This window comes from Streptococcus sp. SM3, assembly GCF_027497875.1.
In genome coordinates this window covers 1-15,296 of the sequence record NZ_JAJNSA010000018.1, presented here as the reverse complement: position 1 = coordinate 15,296, position 15,296 = coordinate 1, and the positions used below count along the sequence as shown (strand labels likewise).

Annotated in this window: 12 protein-coding genes, 1 pseudogene and 1 other annotated feature; all 13 genes and pseudogenes read right to left on the bottom strand. The window is 39.7% G+C overall.

What is annotated here, in order from left to right; genetic code table 11:
• Window positions 1–2: 2 nt before the first annotated feature.
• The gene (gene dnaG / locus PAN06_RS04785; protein WP_269795737.1) at window positions 3–1,763 is read right to left on the bottom strand and encodes a DNA primase; all 1,761 of its coding nucleotides are present in this window, start codon (window positions 1,761–1,763) and stop codon (window positions 3–5) included.
• 89 nt (window positions 1,764–1,852) lie between these two features.
• Window positions 1,853–2,611: an ABC transporter ATP-binding protein gene (locus tag PAN06_RS04780; RefSeq protein ID WP_125415840.1), complete on the bottom strand. Its 759-nt coding sequence runs from the start codon at window positions 2,609–2,611 to the stop codon at window positions 1,853–1,855.
• A complete protein-coding gene (locus PAN06_RS04775) occupies window positions 2,608–3,474 on the bottom strand; it encodes an ABC transporter permease (protein WP_269795736.1) in 867 nt (288 codons plus the stop codon). The genes PAN06_RS04780 and PAN06_RS04775 overlap by 4 nt, the downstream gene beginning before the upstream one ends.
• Window positions 3,475–3,549: 75 nt before the next feature.
• Window positions 3,550–4,545 carry a tryptophan ABC transporter substrate-binding protein gene (gene trpX / locus PAN06_RS04770; protein WP_004259575.1) on the bottom strand — a complete coding sequence of 332 codons (996 nt, stop codon included), beginning with the start codon at window positions 4,543–4,545 and terminating at the stop codon, window positions 3,550–3,552.
• Between the two features lie 112 nt (window positions 4,546–4,657).
• Window positions 4,658–4,875 (bottom strand) — a binding site (T-box leader).
• 95 nt (window positions 4,876–4,970) lie between these two features.
• Window positions 4,971–7,667, bottom strand: a complete 2,697-nt coding sequence (gene ppc, locus PAN06_RS04765; protein ID WP_269795735.1) for a phosphoenolpyruvate carboxylase — start codon at window positions 7,665–7,667, stop codon at window positions 4,971–4,973.
• 24 nt (window positions 7,668–7,691) lie between these two features.
• Window positions 7,692–8,915: an FtsW/RodA/SpoVE family cell cycle protein gene (locus tag PAN06_RS04760; RefSeq protein WP_269795734.1), complete on the bottom strand. Its 1,224-nt coding sequence runs from the start codon at window positions 8,913–8,915 to the stop codon at window positions 7,692–7,694.
• 160 nt (window positions 8,916–9,075) lie between these two features.
• The gene (gene prsA / locus PAN06_RS04755; protein ID WP_269795733.1) at window positions 9,076–10,014 is read right to left on the bottom strand and encodes a peptidylprolyl isomerase PrsA; all 939 of its coding nucleotides are present in this window, start codon (window positions 10,012–10,014) and stop codon (window positions 9,076–9,078) included.
• A 66-nt stretch (window positions 10,015–10,080) separates the two neighbouring features.
• The gene (locus PAN06_RS04750; RefSeq protein ID WP_269795732.1) at window positions 10,081–10,794 is read right to left on the bottom strand and encodes an O-methyltransferase; all 714 of its coding nucleotides are present in this window, start codon (window positions 10,792–10,794) and stop codon (window positions 10,081–10,083) included.
• 1 nt (window position 10,795) lies between these two features.
• Window positions 10,796–12,598: an oligoendopeptidase F gene (pepF, locus tag PAN06_RS04745; protein WP_269795731.1), complete on the bottom strand. Its 1,803-nt coding sequence runs from the start codon at window positions 12,596–12,598 to the stop codon at window positions 10,796–10,798.
• An 18-nt stretch (window positions 12,599–12,616) separates the two neighbouring features.
• Complete coding sequence (locus tag PAN06_RS04740; protein ID WP_269795730.1) at window positions 12,617–13,570, bottom strand: competence protein CoiA family protein; 954 nt, start codon at window positions 13,568–13,570, stop codon at window positions 12,617–12,619.
• A 73-nt stretch (window positions 13,571–13,643) separates the two neighbouring features.
• A complete protein-coding gene (tehB, locus tag PAN06_RS04735) occupies window positions 13,644–14,504 on the bottom strand; it encodes an SAM-dependent methyltransferase TehB (RefSeq protein WP_269795729.1) in 861 nt (286 codons plus the stop codon).
• A gap of 14 nt (window positions 14,505–14,518) precedes the next feature.
• Window positions 14,519–14,986, bottom strand: coding sequence for an SsrA-binding protein SmpB (smpB, locus tag PAN06_RS04730; protein WP_001051750.1), 468 nt, complete (start codon window positions 14,984–14,986; stop codon window positions 14,519–14,521).
• Window positions 14,949–15,296: pseudogene (locus PAN06_RS04725) on the bottom strand (ribonuclease R); the annotation flags it as partial. The gene smpB and the pseudogene PAN06_RS04725, both read right to left, overlap by 38 nt.

The following is a 15,296-nucleotide window of genomic DNA, read 5'->3' as shown; positions in this document are numbered from 1 at the left end:
TATTACTCCATTCTTCTCTTTTGGGAAATTAAACGTTCCAATTCTTCTAGGGCTGTGTCGGTATCTCCTACATGGCTAGCTTCCTGCACCTTCTTTTTGATTCTCATATTGTCCTGATTCAAGAGAGCCTTGTTTCGAGTCATTTCTACTTCACTAAGTTCCTGAGGTGACATCTCAGATGGTAAATCCTGAGCTAAAACTTGATACCATGCTCTTTCAACTTCCTCTGTCTGCTCTGCTAGAACTTCTGGAGGAAGATTTCCATACTGGCCAAGCAAGTCATATAAAACCTGAAATTCAGGAGTGTCAAATGCAAAGTCTTCTCGTAAACGGTAATCATTCAAAACAAGGGGAGATTCCATCATTCGATAAAGTAGATGGGCTTCTGCCCTCATAATAGCCGATAACTGCTTGGTGACAGGCATAGTGATTGGCGTCGGTCTGGAAATTCCTTCCATACGATTCTGCCTTTGCGCCTGACGACTCTCATTAACAATCTGCTCAATCTGGGCATAATCAAAGGACGCCAGACTGTCAGCTAAAATATGTATATAGCTGTTTTGAGCAGTAATAGATTTTTCTTGAACAATCAAGGGAGCTATTTTTTCAATAAACTCAATCTGTGCCTGCAGATTTTCACTGTTTTCAGGCTTATACTGATGAATGTAAAACTCAATCGGACTAATACGAGTTTTCGTTAATAGATAGGCCAAGTCTACTGGTCCATTTTTTTGTAGATACTCATCAGGATCCAAGTTATCAGGCATGCTAACGATTTGCACAGGCATGTCACCAATTTCGTCCAGCGCTTTCAATGTCGCAGCTTGCCCAGCCTTATCACCATCATAAACAAGAACTAACTTCTTAGTTAGCCTTTTCAAATGCTCAACATGCTCTCGACTCAAGGCTGTTCCCATAGATGCGACAGCATTTTCGATTCCAGCCCGATAGGCTGCAATGACATCCATGAATCCTTCCATCAGGTAAATCTCACTGGTTTTACCAGAAGATTTTTTTGCCCTATCCATATGATATAATTCGTAACTTTTGTTAAAAATTGCAGTCGATCGGCTATTTTTATACTTAGAAGTTTGTGAATCCGTTTTCTGCCAGATACGACCTGAGAAGGCAATAACCTTTCCCTGGTCATTTGTCAGGGGAAACATAATGCGATTGTGAAAGGTGTCTACAAATTGATTGGCATCCGAGAGATAAAACAGTCCTGAATCTAGGAAATCCTCATCACGATACTGACCAGACAAACGTTGATAGAGATAGTTTCGTTCTGGAGGTGCTAAACCAATCCGAAAATGCTTGAGCACTTCATCTGTCAAACCACGCTGATAAAGGTAGTTTCTGGCCTCTTCCCCCATGGTCGTTGTCATGAGAATAGCATGATAAAATTTGGCAGCATCTTCGTGCATATCATAAAGAGCTTGGTGGGGTGAAGCTGGCTTCTGTTCACTATAAAGCGGTTTTTCCACCTCTATCCCGACACGCTGACCTAAGATTTGGACAGCCTCCATAAAGGGAACCCCTTGGTACTCCTCTATGAACTTAAAGACATCACCTGAGCGCCCACAACCAAAACAGTGGTAAAACTGCTTGTCCTCTACAACGTTAAAAGAAGGTGTTTTTTCACCATGAAAAGGACAGAGCCCTAGATAGTTCCGTCCTGCCTTTTGTAAAGAAATCACATCTCCTATGACTTCCACAATGTTGGCATTGTTTTTGATTTCTTCAATGACTTGTTTGTCAACCATACACAATACCTCCATGTTATCATAGTTTACTTTATATAGTATACTTTATTTCAGAAAAAAAGTAAACCATTTCACTCATTTTCCCAACTTTATTCAAAGAGCTGATAATAATCAGAGATTTTCATTTTTGCTTTTTCTTCTTGTTTCAAATCTTGGATAATTCGTCCTTCTTTCATGACAATCAAGCGATTGCCATATTTGAGAGCATCTTCCATATGGTGGGTAATCATAAGCGCTGTCAGCTGATCTTTTTTGACAAACTCATCCGTCAATTCCATCAAGGCCACACTGGTCTTTGGATCAAGGGCTGCAGTATGCTCGTCTAACAAGAGTAATTCAGGACGCTTCAAGGTTGCCATCAAGAGACTCAAGGCTTGTCTTTGTCCACCTGATAAGAACTCAATCGGTGTATTCAAGTGTTTCTCAAGACCGTTTCCCACTTTTTCAATGGTAGCCTGAAATTCATCCTTATAACTAGACAAGCGTCGTGGTAACAATCCACGCTTTTCACCACGAAACTTGGAAATCAAGAGATTCTCTGCCACTGTCATACGAGGAGCTGTCCCCATCTTGGGATCTTGGAAGACTCGAGACAGATACTTGGCACGCTTCTCGGGTGAAAACTTAGTAACATCTTCACCCAAGATACGAATAGTTCCACTGGTTAATGACAAAGTTCCTGCAATAGTGTTAAAGAGAGTCGATTTCCCAGCACCATTTCCACCTAAAATCGTGATAAAGTCCTGTTCAAAAATTTCTAAGGAAACATCATTTAAAATAATCTTTTCTTCATCAAAGCCATTTTTAACGACTTTGGTTGCATTTTTTAATTCTACAATTGCTGTCATTTGCTTAACTTGGCTCCTTTCAAGATTGTTTGCTTAAATGTTGGAATCATGAGGCAGACTGCTAAAATCACGGCGCTGTACAAACGAAGGTAACTTGTATTAAAGCCAAGCGCAATAACTGCCCACACTAAGAATTGATAAGCAATAGAACCTACAACTATGGCAATCAGACGCTCTGCCAAGCTCAAACTCTTGAAGATAACTTCTCCAATAATCAAACTTGCAAGCCCCACAACGATAACCCCAATTCCTCGAGATACATCGGCATACCCTTCTTGCTGGGCAATAAGAGCTCCTGCAAGGGCAATCACACCATTTGATAAGACCAAGCCCATGAGCTCCATGCGTCCAGTATGAATCCCGAAACTTCTAGCCATATCAGGATTATCACCTGTAGCAATATAGGCTTGTCCGAGTTTAGTATCCAAGAAAAAGAGCATGAGAGCAATAACAAGACTGACAAAGATGAGACCTGTCAAGAGTTGATTCAAATCCGAATCAAAAGGCAAAACATCCTGAATTTGCTTGGTTCCAAGCAGTCCTAAGTTTGCACGTCCCATAATCAAGAGCATGATAGAGTGACAGGAAGTCATCACCAAAATCCCTGAGAGCAAGGTTGGAATCTTCCCTTTTGTATAAAGAAGGCCTGCTGCCATACCAGCCAAACAACCTGCTCCTACAGCAACAAGTGTCGCTAAAAATGGGTTCACTCCTTTGGTTATCAAAGTGACAGCAACAGCTCCCCCAAGAGGGAAGGAACCTTCTGTCGTCATATCTGGAAAGTTCAAAATCCTAAATGTCATAAAGATTCCCAGACCTAAAATAGCCCAGACAAATCCTTGAGAAATAATAGATAATATCATCTGTTTCTTAACCTTTTCTATATGATTTCTATTGTAAAAAATTGGAGGAGATGTCCCCAACTCCTCCATTGTAGATTATTCAATCACTTGTCCTGCTTCTTTTAGAACAGATTCAGGAATCGTAATACCTAGTTCTTGTGCCAATTTTTTGTTAATTACTGACTTACCAGTTGAAAATACATTGACTGGAGTATCAGCTGGTTTTGCACCTTTCAAAACTTGTGCAATCATTTTACCTGTTGCCACACCGAGATCATGTTGATCAACTACAACTGATGCCAAACCACCAGCTTCTACCATGGCAGTTGCACTTGGGTAAATTGGTTTTTTAGCGGATTGATTACTTGAAACAACAGTTGAGAAGGCTGAAGCAATAGTGTTATCAATTGGAACCCAGATAGCATCGACCTTACTAGTCATAACATTAACTGTTGAAGCAATTTCATTTGTTGAAGGAACAGCAAATGTTTCGACTGTCAAACCTGCTTTTTCAGCATAAGCCTTAAATTCTTCGACTTGAGTTTTTGAATTGTCTTCGCTGCTTGAGTAAAGAGCTCCGATTGTTTTCACATTTGGTGTGAGAGCTTTGATGAGTTCAACTTGTTGTTGAGCTGGATTGTGGTCAGATACCCCTGTAATGTTGCCACCTGGTTTTTTCAAATCTTTAACCAAGTTAGCACCGATTGGGTCTGTAATAGCAGCCATGATAACAGGTAGGTCTTTTGTGGCGCTTGCCAAACCTTGAGCAGCTGGTGTAGCAATACCAACCACAAGGTCATTCCCATTTGCAACCAATTGTTTGCTCATTGTCGCAACCTTACTTTGGTCACCTTCTGAGTTCATAAAGTCAATTTTCAACTGATCATCTTTATAGCCTTCTTCTGCCAGTCCATCTTGAATCCCTTTATAAATCAAATCAAGAGATGGATGGCTCACAAATTGAAGGACACCAACTTTGGCAACTTTCTTTTCATTTTTAGCTTCTGGTTTATTCATTGAAGAGTAAATCAAGCTTCCTGCTACTAAGACTGCTAATGCAGCGATAATTCCAATTAAACGTTTATTTTTCATTCTATTTCTCCTTTTTAATTCCTTTAAACTACTTCACTTATCCGAACAAGCGACGCCATCGTTTTCTTTCCATACTAACCTCCATCAAAAAAGTCCTCACACAAAAAACTTGTGTGAGGACGTCGATGCGCGGTACCACCTCAATTATAGGGAATTTCCCTATCGCTCTGTCTCGCAATAACGAGATGCACTGTAAGGTGTGCTCACCGAATTTTTATGATTTCAAATTCTAAATAACATTCAGCCCAATTTTCATCATCACAACTTATCTGTTTTCAGCTTCCACAGACTCTCTAAAAAGTTTGAATGATTACTTTTCTGAATGTTTAAATTATATCATTTTTCAACTACTTGTCAAGACTCTTTTAGCATTTTTTGAAAGATTCAAAAACTTCCCCTATAGAAAAGAGGAAGTTTGATAGGTATCAGCCTGAATTACGAAGACCTGTCGCAATTCCGTTGATGGTTGTATGGATTAATTTTTCTTGATCGCTTGATAATTCTCCACGACGTTGACGTTTAATCAACTCCAACTGGATATAGTTGAGAATATTAAAGTAAGGCATACGGTAATCCAAACTTGCTTTTAGATATGGATTTTCAGCCAAGAGTTCATCGTAACCTTCGATAGCCAAGATGACTTCCTTGGTAACTTGCCATTCATTTAAAATAGTCTCATAAATTGCTTTTACTTGATCATCTTCACAAAGTTTGGCATATTCAAAAGCAATATTCATATTTGATTTTGACAAGACCATGTCGACATTTGAAAGAAGCGATTGGAAGAAAGGCCAGTTTTGGTACATATCTCGTAAGATAGCGATATTTTCTGGATTTTTATCGATAAATTCCTTGAAGCTTGAACCAACCCCATACCAGCCAGGGAACATGACGCGACTTTGCGACCATGAGAATACCCAAGGGATAGCTCGCAAACCACCGATTTCAGTAATCGTCTTACGAGCGGCTGGACGAGAACCAATGTTAAAGCTTGAAATAGCCTTAATTGGACTTGACTCGAAGAAATAATCATAGAAATGGTCATTCCCAAAGACCAAATCACGGTATATATCGTAACTACGGTCTACCACTTGATCCATAATAGCTTCATAACGATTTGAGGTGTTGGTATCGCTCTTCTTCTGAGTAATCATACGGTTAATGGCTGCGGATACTAGCATTTCAAGGTTATAGTAAGCTGCGTCTTTATTACCGTATTTATTCCCAATTACTTCACCCTGCTCCGTCAAGCGGATACGATCCTTAATAGACTTGAGCGGTTGAGAGGTGATGGCTTCATAGGTTGGTCCACCACCACGACCGACAGTACCACCACGGCCGTGGAAGAAGGTAACCTTAACGCCAAATTCATCTCCAATAGCAGTCAATTGTTGTTGAGCCTTGTAGAGGGTCCAACATGATGATAGGTAACCACCATCTTTATTACTGTCAGAGTAGCCCAACATGATTTCTTGATAGTTATTGCGTGAAGCAATCCATCTCTTGGCAAGAGGAAGAGAAAGGTATTCTCTCATGGTTTCTTCTGAATGGTCCAAGTCCTCGATTGTTTCAAAGAGAGGTACAATTTGAACACGGGCTCTTTCTTTATCAACTAACCCTACTTCTTTTAGCAAGATAGCCAATTCCAACATGTCAGATACGCTGGTTGCATGTGAAATGATGGTCTGACGAATGACATCATCTCCCAACTTATCTTTCAACTTACGAGCTTCCTTAAAGATTGCTAATTCTTTTTCAAGTAACTCTGATTTTTCAACATGAGTGGCAGAAAGAATACGTGGATCTTCTTCCAATTCTTTCAATAGAAGCTGGCATTTTTCTTCTTCACTTAGTTCGCTATAACGCGAATGAATTCCTGCTGATTTCAAGAGTTCAGCTACACAGGCTTCATGAACACTAGAATCTTGACGCATGTCAATAGATGCCAAATAGAAACCAAAAATTTCAACTGCCTGAATTAACTCAACAAAATCACCAGAAATCAGTGCTTCACCCTTATTTTCCAAGAGGGAATCACGAATAGTAATTAAATCCTTATAAAAATCATTAGCTGTTTCATAGCGAGCTCCAACTTCCTTATCTTCAATCAGATAAGTTTTTGTTGCTTTGATTTTTGATTGAATATCAAACAAGGCACGACGGTAAAGCTCTTTTTCACGATAAATAGAGTTGTCCTTGGATTGACGAGCCATTTCTCTGACTTGCTTGCTCACATTGACGATACTAGTCGAGAGGGAGAATTCACGATAAAGTTGGTAAATCTTTTCATCATAGTAGTTCATGATGACCTCACACTGGGTCATAGCAGATTGTTTCAAGGTATCTGCTGTAACAAAAGGATTCCCATCACGGTCTCCACCAATCCACATTCCCATGGTAATTGGTTTAGGATGTTTCAACTCCAGTCCATGTTTTTTAGCCAGACGCTTGTACTCAGCAGTCAAATGAGGAACTGCCTTCAGGAATGAACTATTGTAGTATTCCATGACATTCGTGATTTCATTGGTCACTTTCAATTTCTTTTCACGAATCATGTCTGTCTGCATGATAATCTCAATGTAACGACGGAGATCATTATGCCATTTTTCCTTATTAATCAATCCTAATTTCACATCACGATACTTACGCAAGAGGGTATGGATATGGTTGGTCAAATCCAACATACTCTTACGTTGTACTTGTGTTGGATGGGCAGTCAAAACAGGGACAACATTCAAATGTTCTAAAATTTCAACCGCATTTTCTTTTTCTGCAACCATTTTAATCGTTGCTGATAATTTACCAAGATAATCTTGATCGATATTATTTTGATGGTTAATTTCATAGGCCAAATCCACATCTTCTGAAATATTAATCAAGAGAGGCAAGATGGAGAAATAGCGTGAAATATAAGCCATTTCATCATTTGACAGACTAGTAACCAATTGGTTCAAGCCTCGATAATCTTCTTGAGTTGATAATTCTTTCAACTCCATGATTTTTGCAAAAGTCTCTGGGGCAAGCATATTTTTAGTGATATCTTCTAACAATTCTGTTAAAATCAATACTTCTTCTTGCACGACAGCTTTATTACTATAGTTTTCTAATTTTTGAAGAGACATAGGTCATCCTTTCCACTATCAACTCTACATATAGTTTGATGAGTGAGTTTCTAACTCCTCATATAATTGAGCACGTTTTTCACTTGCATCAATATTTAAGACAAAGGCGATGGCTACAGACAAGACTAGGAGACTGTTCCCACCTTGTGATAGGAAGGGGAAGGTTACTCCCGTCGAAGGAATAATGCCAGAAATTCCACCGATATTGACAAATACCTGTACCAGCATCATCCCCCCAACCCCAATCGCCATCATGGAATTAAAGGGATTCTTAGCACGAATACCTACTAGGATAATTCGTAAAATCAGGAAAAAGACAAGGGCTAAAATCAAGCTGGCTCCCACAAATCCAAACTCTTCAATGACAATTGAAAATACAAAATCTGTATGGGCCTCTGGTAAATAACCACGTTTTTCAATTGAATTTCCTAATCCTAGACCAAACCAACCACCATTTACCATGGCAAAGTAGGAATTTGCAAGTTGGTGGCCTGCTCCTGCCAAATCAGCAAAGGGATTAAAGTAGGCACTGAAACGCTTGGCAACGTAACCAAATACTGGAACTTTTGAAAACTTATCAACCCCAATCATAGAGATAGTTGATAAGGATAGGGCTGAAACTCCAAACAATATACCGATAAAGGCTATAAACCAACGATGAGCAATCCCACTAACTGTATACATAATCAAGGCGACCAGAGCTAATATGGTAGCATTCCCCAAATCTGGGAAAATGGCCAAACTTCCTATCATTACCAAGAGGACAAAACGCCAATCATTAAAAGCTCGAGGAATCCATTGATTTTGAGTTAAAACTTGAAAATCGTAAACACTAATTTCATCCTGTTGTTTTGAAAAACGTTGGGCCAAGTACCAGACGATGATAATCTTCAAATACTCAGCTGGCTGAATGGTCAAAGGTCCTACTGAAATCCAACCATAGGCTCCATTGACTGGCGTACCAATTAGCCGAGCCAGAGCTAAGAGAATCAGCTCAACAAACATAACAATAAATAACAGTCGTTCTTTTCTCAAAAAATTCAATTTCAGCTTATATATCAAGGCAATCAATATTAAACTAAATATCCAAAACATTCCCTGACTTCGAACCAATTGGAGGGCACTTTTACCTTCTTCGATAAGAATGGCACTGGTTGTAGAATAGACTACAATCAAGCCCAAAATAGATAAAAGTAAGTAAGGAACTAGAATAGAATAGTTTAACAGGTGCCTCTTACTAATCTTCATAGTATCACCAATCTAATGAGAACAAAAGAAATTATTCCCAAATTCCGTTTATTTTCTAGTTTTGATTGCTATTATACCATTTTTTCCGAAAGAAAAAAACTCTTACCCTTAAGATAGAAGATTTTCTCATAAGAAAAAGAGCACTTGGCTCTTTTCTGTTTTATTCTTTTGAAGAACTGCTTGAGCTTGAATCGCCACCACCGATATATTGGGTAAAGATATTTTGGAAGGCTTGGTCTTTAACCTTGATATTAGCTGCTTGCAATTCTTTTCCGACAATACTTTGAACAAATGATGCATCATTTTGTTTTTGAGTCAAGATAACAGTTTTCAATTTTTCTTTGTAGTCATCGATATTAGATGACTTTTCTGTTTTCTTAATGAGTTTTACAATGTAATACTGACTGCTGTATGCTTGAGTACCAGTAGCTGTAATGACATCAGAAATGCCATTAACATCCAAGGTAAAAGCTGCTTTCTTAACTTGATCTGGTACCTCTGTTGAAGCTGAATCAAAAGTAATTTCACCACCGTTAGCTTTGGTTTTCTCATCAGTTGAGTTATCTTTAGCTAATTGAGCGAAATCTGCGCCACTTGCCTTAGCTTTTTCGAGGACTTCTTTCGCTTTATCCTCATTATCAAGACGAATAATTTGAGCAGTTACGTCCGGAGTATAGCTCTCAAATGCTTTCTTATACGCTTCATCAGTTAATTCAGCTTCTGCAGCCTTTTTAACTGCAAATTCAACTAATTTACTTGTACGAATTTGTGCTTTACGTGTTTCAAGAGTCATACCTGATTGTGATAAGACACGTTGGTAATTCTCACCATATTGTTTTTCTTCTCCAGAAATGATATCATCGATTTCTTTGTCATCTACTTCTGAGCCATATTGCTTCTCAAATACTTTTTGAATAGTCAAGTTCAACAAGACTTGTTGGGCTGAAGGATTGATTTTTACTTGCTCATAAAATTGATGTTCTGTGATGACATCCCCTTTCATGCTGATAAGGTCTGCCCCCTCTGAACCTTTAGAACAAGCTGCTAAAGTTGCTACTGATAATAGTGTAATGGCACCTGCCAATAGTTTTTTCTTCATGTCTACTCCTTTGAGATAAGTGTTACCCTATCTATTTTACTATATTTTCTTAAATTTTTCTGAAAATTATTCGCTGTCAGGCAATTGAACATCTGCTACATTTTTACGAAGCATGAGAATGCCGTCCCCTAAAGGTAATAATGTTGCAGTGAGTCCTGGATTGTCTAAAGTTGCATCAAATAATCTTTGAAGGCCTCGATAAATAGTTCGCTGGCCACGACGAACCTCCATAATGTCCTTGGCAACATCACCACCTTGGAAAATATCATCCAAGACAACCACACCACCGACTTCCAAATGTTTGAGGATTTCTGGCAGAAAGACGATGTATTTAGACTTGGCTGAATCCATAAAGACGAAATCATAGGACTCTGTCAAGGTAGATAAGACATCTACCGCATCTCCTTCTAAGAGCGTAATTTGCTTGCGACTGTCAAATTGAGCAAAATTTTCCTTGGCAAATCCAATCATCTCTGGATTGCGGTCAATGGTTGTAATCTTGGCATTTGGCGCATGTTCTGCCATCAAGAGGGCTGAAAACCCGATGGCCGTCCCAATTTCCAGAATGTTTTTAGGTTGCATGGTTTCCATGAGAAAACGGAAATAAGCTACCGTTTCATGGGGAATAATGGGAATATTTTCCTTACGGGCAAAGTCTTCCAATCCTTTCAAAGAGCCTGTGACTTGCTTTTGGCGCTGACGCATCAAGTCCACAATTTCTTCTTTGACAACAGGACGACGCATATTATGGTTGGCATTTTTACTATACGATTCAACCATCTTATGCCAATCCCAATTTTTCAACAAGGACTTCAAACTCATTTAAGCGACGTTCAAAGACAGCAAAGGCATCGTTTAGGTAATCTTCCTTCTCCATATCAACACCAGCTTTTCTCATGACATTAAGTGGATAGTCAGACTTACCTGCCTTGAGGTAGTCGATATAGCAGTCACGGTCTTCTTGACTACCATGGACAATCTTTTCAGCCAAGGCTGAGGCGGCCGCAAAACCTGTTGAATATTGATATACATAGTAGTTATAGTAGAAGTGTGGAATGCGAGCCCACTCGTATTGGATTTCAGGATTGTCTTCCTTACTCAATCCATAATACTCTTGGTTCAAGTCTGCATAGAGTTTATTTAAGAAATCGCTTGTCAAGACTTCACCATTTTGATCCGCTTGGTGAATGGCGTGTTCAAACTCAGCAAATTGAGTTTGGCGGAAAACTGTTCCACGGAAACCATCTAGGAAGTTATTGAGAATAGCAAAGCGCGTTGCATCATCTTCTACTTCTTCCAATAATTTCTCCGTCAAGATATTTTCATTGGTCGTTGAGGCAATCTCAGCCAAGAAGATAGAATAATCTCCGTAAACATAAGGCTGAGTTTCACGAGTATAGCTTGAGTGCATACTGTGACCAGTCTCATGGACAAGGGTAAAGAGATTGTCTAGATTGTCCTGCCAGTTAAGAAGCATAAAGGCATTAGTATCGTAAGAACCACCAGAGTAAGCCCCTGAACGCTTGCCTTGATTTTCGTAAACATCAATCCAACGCTCACTGAAGGCACGTTTAACACGGCTCAAGTAATCCTCACCCAAGACTGCCAAGGCTTCTTCTGCTTTTTTCAAGGCTTCTTGGTAGGTAAAACTGTATTCAACAGATGAAAGTGGTGTGTAGACATCGTACATCTTGAGGTCTGAAATTCCCAAGATTTTTGAACGTAGCACAAGGTAACGATGCAAGAGTGGCAAATGCTTGCGAACTGCTGCTACCAAATTGTCATAAACACTTTCTGGAACAAAATTGGCCGCTAGGGCTGCATGACGAGCGCTCTTATAGTTGCGAACTTTTGCACGGTAGTTTTGCACCTTAACATTGGTTTGCAAGGTTTTTGCATAGGTATGTTGGAATTGCTCATAAGTCGCATAAAGAGCTTGATAGGCACCACGACGAACCTCACGGTTTTTAGACTCCATCAAGCGTGTGTAAGTCCCATGAGATAGCTGAACTTCCTTACCATCATCGTCGAGGACATAAGGGAACACAATATCCGCATTGTCCAAGATAGCGAAGGTTTCACTTGCCGAACCAAAGATTTCTCCAGCTCCAGCTAATAATTCTTCTTCACGTTGTGAAAGAACGTGTTCCTTGCCTTGTAAAAGCTTGTCAAAATAGTGTTGATAAACCTGCAATTTTGGTTGAGCTTCTAAAAAGTCAGCATACTGCTTTTCACTGATTTCCATAAATTCAGGTTCATAGAATGAAAAGGCTTGGTCTAGCTGGCTATAGAGAGTCATGGCCTTGGCATAGTACTCTTGGTACTTGGCTTCACGTGTGTCTTGGTCATTCTTCATATGAGCATAAACGTAAAGCTTCTCCATTTGGCGTTCCATTTCAAGAGAAAATTCAGTAATTTCTAGTAGGCTATCCGCACTATCCAGGAGATGGCCTTCATACTGGGCTACTTTCTCCAATTGTTCTGTTAAATCTTTTAAGGCTTCTTCCCAAGCCTGGTCAGTTGGGTAAATCGTTGATAGATCCCATGTATCTTTTTCATTTATTTCATTTCTTTGTAATACCATTAGATTCCTCCATCTTTTCTATTCTACCATATTTTTCAAGAAATATTGCTGATAAAAGGCTGGTGGATAAAGCTTTTGCCAATCATTTTGAGGATTTTCTTGGTAATAGATTTGAAAATACTGATAATAGCGAGTCAAATCTTGCTCAATTTGGCAAAAATTACCTACTATTGGTCGAATTTGTGGATACCATTCTTTTAGCCCATAAGTCAGGAGATTTTCTCCCTTTTGATAGGCTTCTGCTTGTTCTTTCATCCAAAAAGGATTTTGATAATAGAGTTGTTGTCGGATATAGCGACAGATGTTCTTATCCTCAGACACTGTAAAATGAGATATTTTTTGTTTCTTATAGGGAATACGTAATATCTCCAGTAGTTTACCTTGACCATAGGGAAATTCCTTAATCTGATAATGGAGTTTACCTCGGAGATTTTGATGAATCAGGTATTTGAGTATTAAAACTTGTTTTTCACTGTCTAATTCCCAAACATAAAAGCCCATGTTTTGACTGAAATAGAGAAAACCTTCTTGCAGACGAGTCAACCGCTCTTTGAGCCAAAGTTTTTCTCCCAGCAACCACAGTACTTGGTAACCTTGACTACGATAGCCCTCGCTACGCTCTTTAAGAACTTTTTGAGGCAAGGGACTACATTGGACTTCTAGAGCTAGATTGCGATTTACAAATACATCCGCAATCTGTTTAAGGTCTGGAAGAGGGTATTCTAATTGCACCTCTGCATCTTTTTTCAACCAGTGATAGAGGACTTCCTTATTGGACAGGTGTTCTGGGCTTTCATTTTCAGAGGAATAATCACAGTCTTTTAAAGATTTATGTGCAAAATGGGTCCGGACACTTGGTCCTTGACGCAAACGGAGCTGACCTCCACAAGCTGGGCAGGTGTATGCTTGCTTCTCAAGTTTATCCTCTAACACATTTACCAATTCTCCCCGAGCATCTCTCGCAACAAACATGATTTCCCTCCTTTTCTATATTATTCGTAAAAAAAGAAAAAAGATCAGGAAATTTCCTAATCTTCATTCATACTTATTTGATTTTTTTAGCTAGCATGGTCGCAAAGCGTAGTTGAATACGATTGCCATTCTCATCGCGACGGTGAAGATGACCAGGATTTTCATTGTACTTGACCAACTCCCAATCCTTGTAGTAGTTTGCCAATTCCCCTTCTTTAAAAGTGAATGGGAAGTTAACCGAGCAAGGATAATCCTCCGTGTCCATGGCACAAACGATAAGATTATAACCACCGACCGTGGTATGCTCCTGCATATTTTTGATAATTGCAGGAATGCGGTCTGCTTGCAAAAACATCAAAACAACTGTCGATACGATGAAATCATACGCTTGCCCAATACTAGCTGAATTGATATCGTAAAGACCTACAGGCATATCCAGGTCTTCCTGCTCCACAATGCTTTGTAAGATTTCAAGGGCCAATTCATTTTGATCCACAGCTGTCACATCAAAACCTTGCTGGGCTAGAAAGAGAGCATTACGGCCTTGACCACAGCCCAAATCTAAGGCTTTCCCTGGTTTTACTTTCTGCATAGCCTCTAGGACCTCTGAATGAACAGGATTGGTATTGTATTTTTTAGGGAAATAATCCTCAGGTTTACAATAAAATTCTAAATACCATTCTACATCGTCTGTTACAGCCTCCACTCGGTGCCAGGCTTGTGGTTGTGCCATGGGATTGTCAGCCCCTGCTTCAAATAGGTGTTCAGCTAGAACATCCCCATCCTCTGTCAATTCAATAAACTTGAGAGTTCCTTTTAAAACAGTAATCTTGCCCCAAGTCCCAACCTTGGTATTGTGTTTCTGCTGAACAGCTTCAGGCATAGTTTGTTTATTCCACAAGGGCATGCGTTTATAGGCAACTAGTTTTTCCATTTTCATTCCTCTTTTTATCGCTGGTTGACTGCTTTCATGACACGCGCGATATCGCGGTTTTGTTCACGACGTTTGATAGACTCCCGTTTGTCATAGTCATGCTTCCCTTTGGCAAGTCCTAAAAGAAGCTTGGCATAGCCATCTTTGATATAGACTTTAAGGGGAACCAGGGTCATTCCTGTTCCTTTAGTCTCTTGTTCCAACTTTTGGATTTGCTTTTTATGTAGTAAGAGTTTTCGACGACGTTCTGGTTCTTGGTTCCAGATATTGCCCTCTTCGTAAGGAGCGATATGAACATTACTCAACCAGACCTCCCCATTTTTTACTTGGGCAAAGCCATCCTTGAGATTGATTCGAGCTGCTCGCACACTCTTGATTTCAGTTCCAGTCAGGACCATTCCTGCCTCTAGCGTATCTACGATTGTATAGTCATGACGCGCCTTTTTATTTTGTGCGACGACCTTTCCCTCGCCCTTTGCCATGCTTGGCTCCTTTCTTAGCTACTTCCTTATAAAAAGGTTTCTTTCCTTTTTTCTTCTTGTCTTTTTGTGAATGCTTGCGCTTATCATTTGAGCGTCCTGATTTTCTCTTATCTTCCTTCTTATCTGAACGACGACTTGAACCACGCCCTCTGTCACTGCGACTAGACTGTTTCAAGCCTTTTTCAATCACATCAAACTCACTTGGGATGTAAGAGAAGTCAATTTCACCCGTCATCTTGTCGGCTCTTTCAACTCGGATACGGATTTGCTGACCTACACGGAAGGTTGTTCCTGATTTCTCCCCACGAAG

Coding starts and splice junctions, on each gene's coding strand:
- pepF (WP_269795731.1), bottom strand. CDS start 12,598: ATGGTATTACAAAGAAATGAAATAAATGAAAAAGATACATGGGATCTA.
- PAN06_RS04740 (WP_269795730.1), bottom strand. CDS start 13,570: ATGTTTGTTGCGAGAGATGCTCGGGGAGAATTGGTAAATGTGTTAGAG.
- PAN06_RS04775 (WP_269795736.1), bottom strand. CDS start 3,474: ATGATATTATCTATTATTTCTCAAGGATTTGTCTGGGCTATTTTAGGT.
- tehB (WP_269795729.1), bottom strand. CDS start 14,504: ATGGAAAAACTAGTTGCCTATAAACGCATGCCCTTGTGGAATAAACAA.
- prsA (WP_269795733.1), bottom strand. CDS start 10,014: ATGAAGAAAAAACTATTGGCAGGTGCCATTACACTATTATCAGTAGCA.
- trpX (WP_004259575.1), bottom strand. CDS start 4,545: ATGAAAAATAAACGTTTAATTGGAATTATCGCTGCATTAGCAGTCTTA.
- PAN06_RS04750 (WP_269795732.1), bottom strand. CDS start 10,794: ATGGTTGAATCGTATAGTAAAAATGCCAACCATAATATGCGTCGTCCT.
- PAN06_RS04760 (WP_269795734.1), bottom strand. CDS start 8,915: ATGAAGATTAGTAAGAGGCACCTGTTAAACTATTCTATTCTAGTTCCT.
- smpB (WP_001051750.1), bottom strand. CDS start 14,986: ATGGCAAAGGGCGAGGGAAAGGTCGTCGCACAAAATAAAAAGGCGCGT.
- PAN06_RS04780 (WP_125415840.1), bottom strand. CDS start 2,611: ATGACAGCAATTGTAGAATTAAAAAATGCAACCAAAGTCGTTAAAAAT.
- dnaG (WP_269795737.1), bottom strand. CDS start 1,763: ATGGTTGACAAACAAGTCATTGAAGAAATCAAAAACAATGCCAACATT.
- ppc (WP_269795735.1), bottom strand. CDS start 7,667: ATGTCTCTTCAAAAATTAGAAAACTATAGTAATAAAGCTGTCGTGCAA.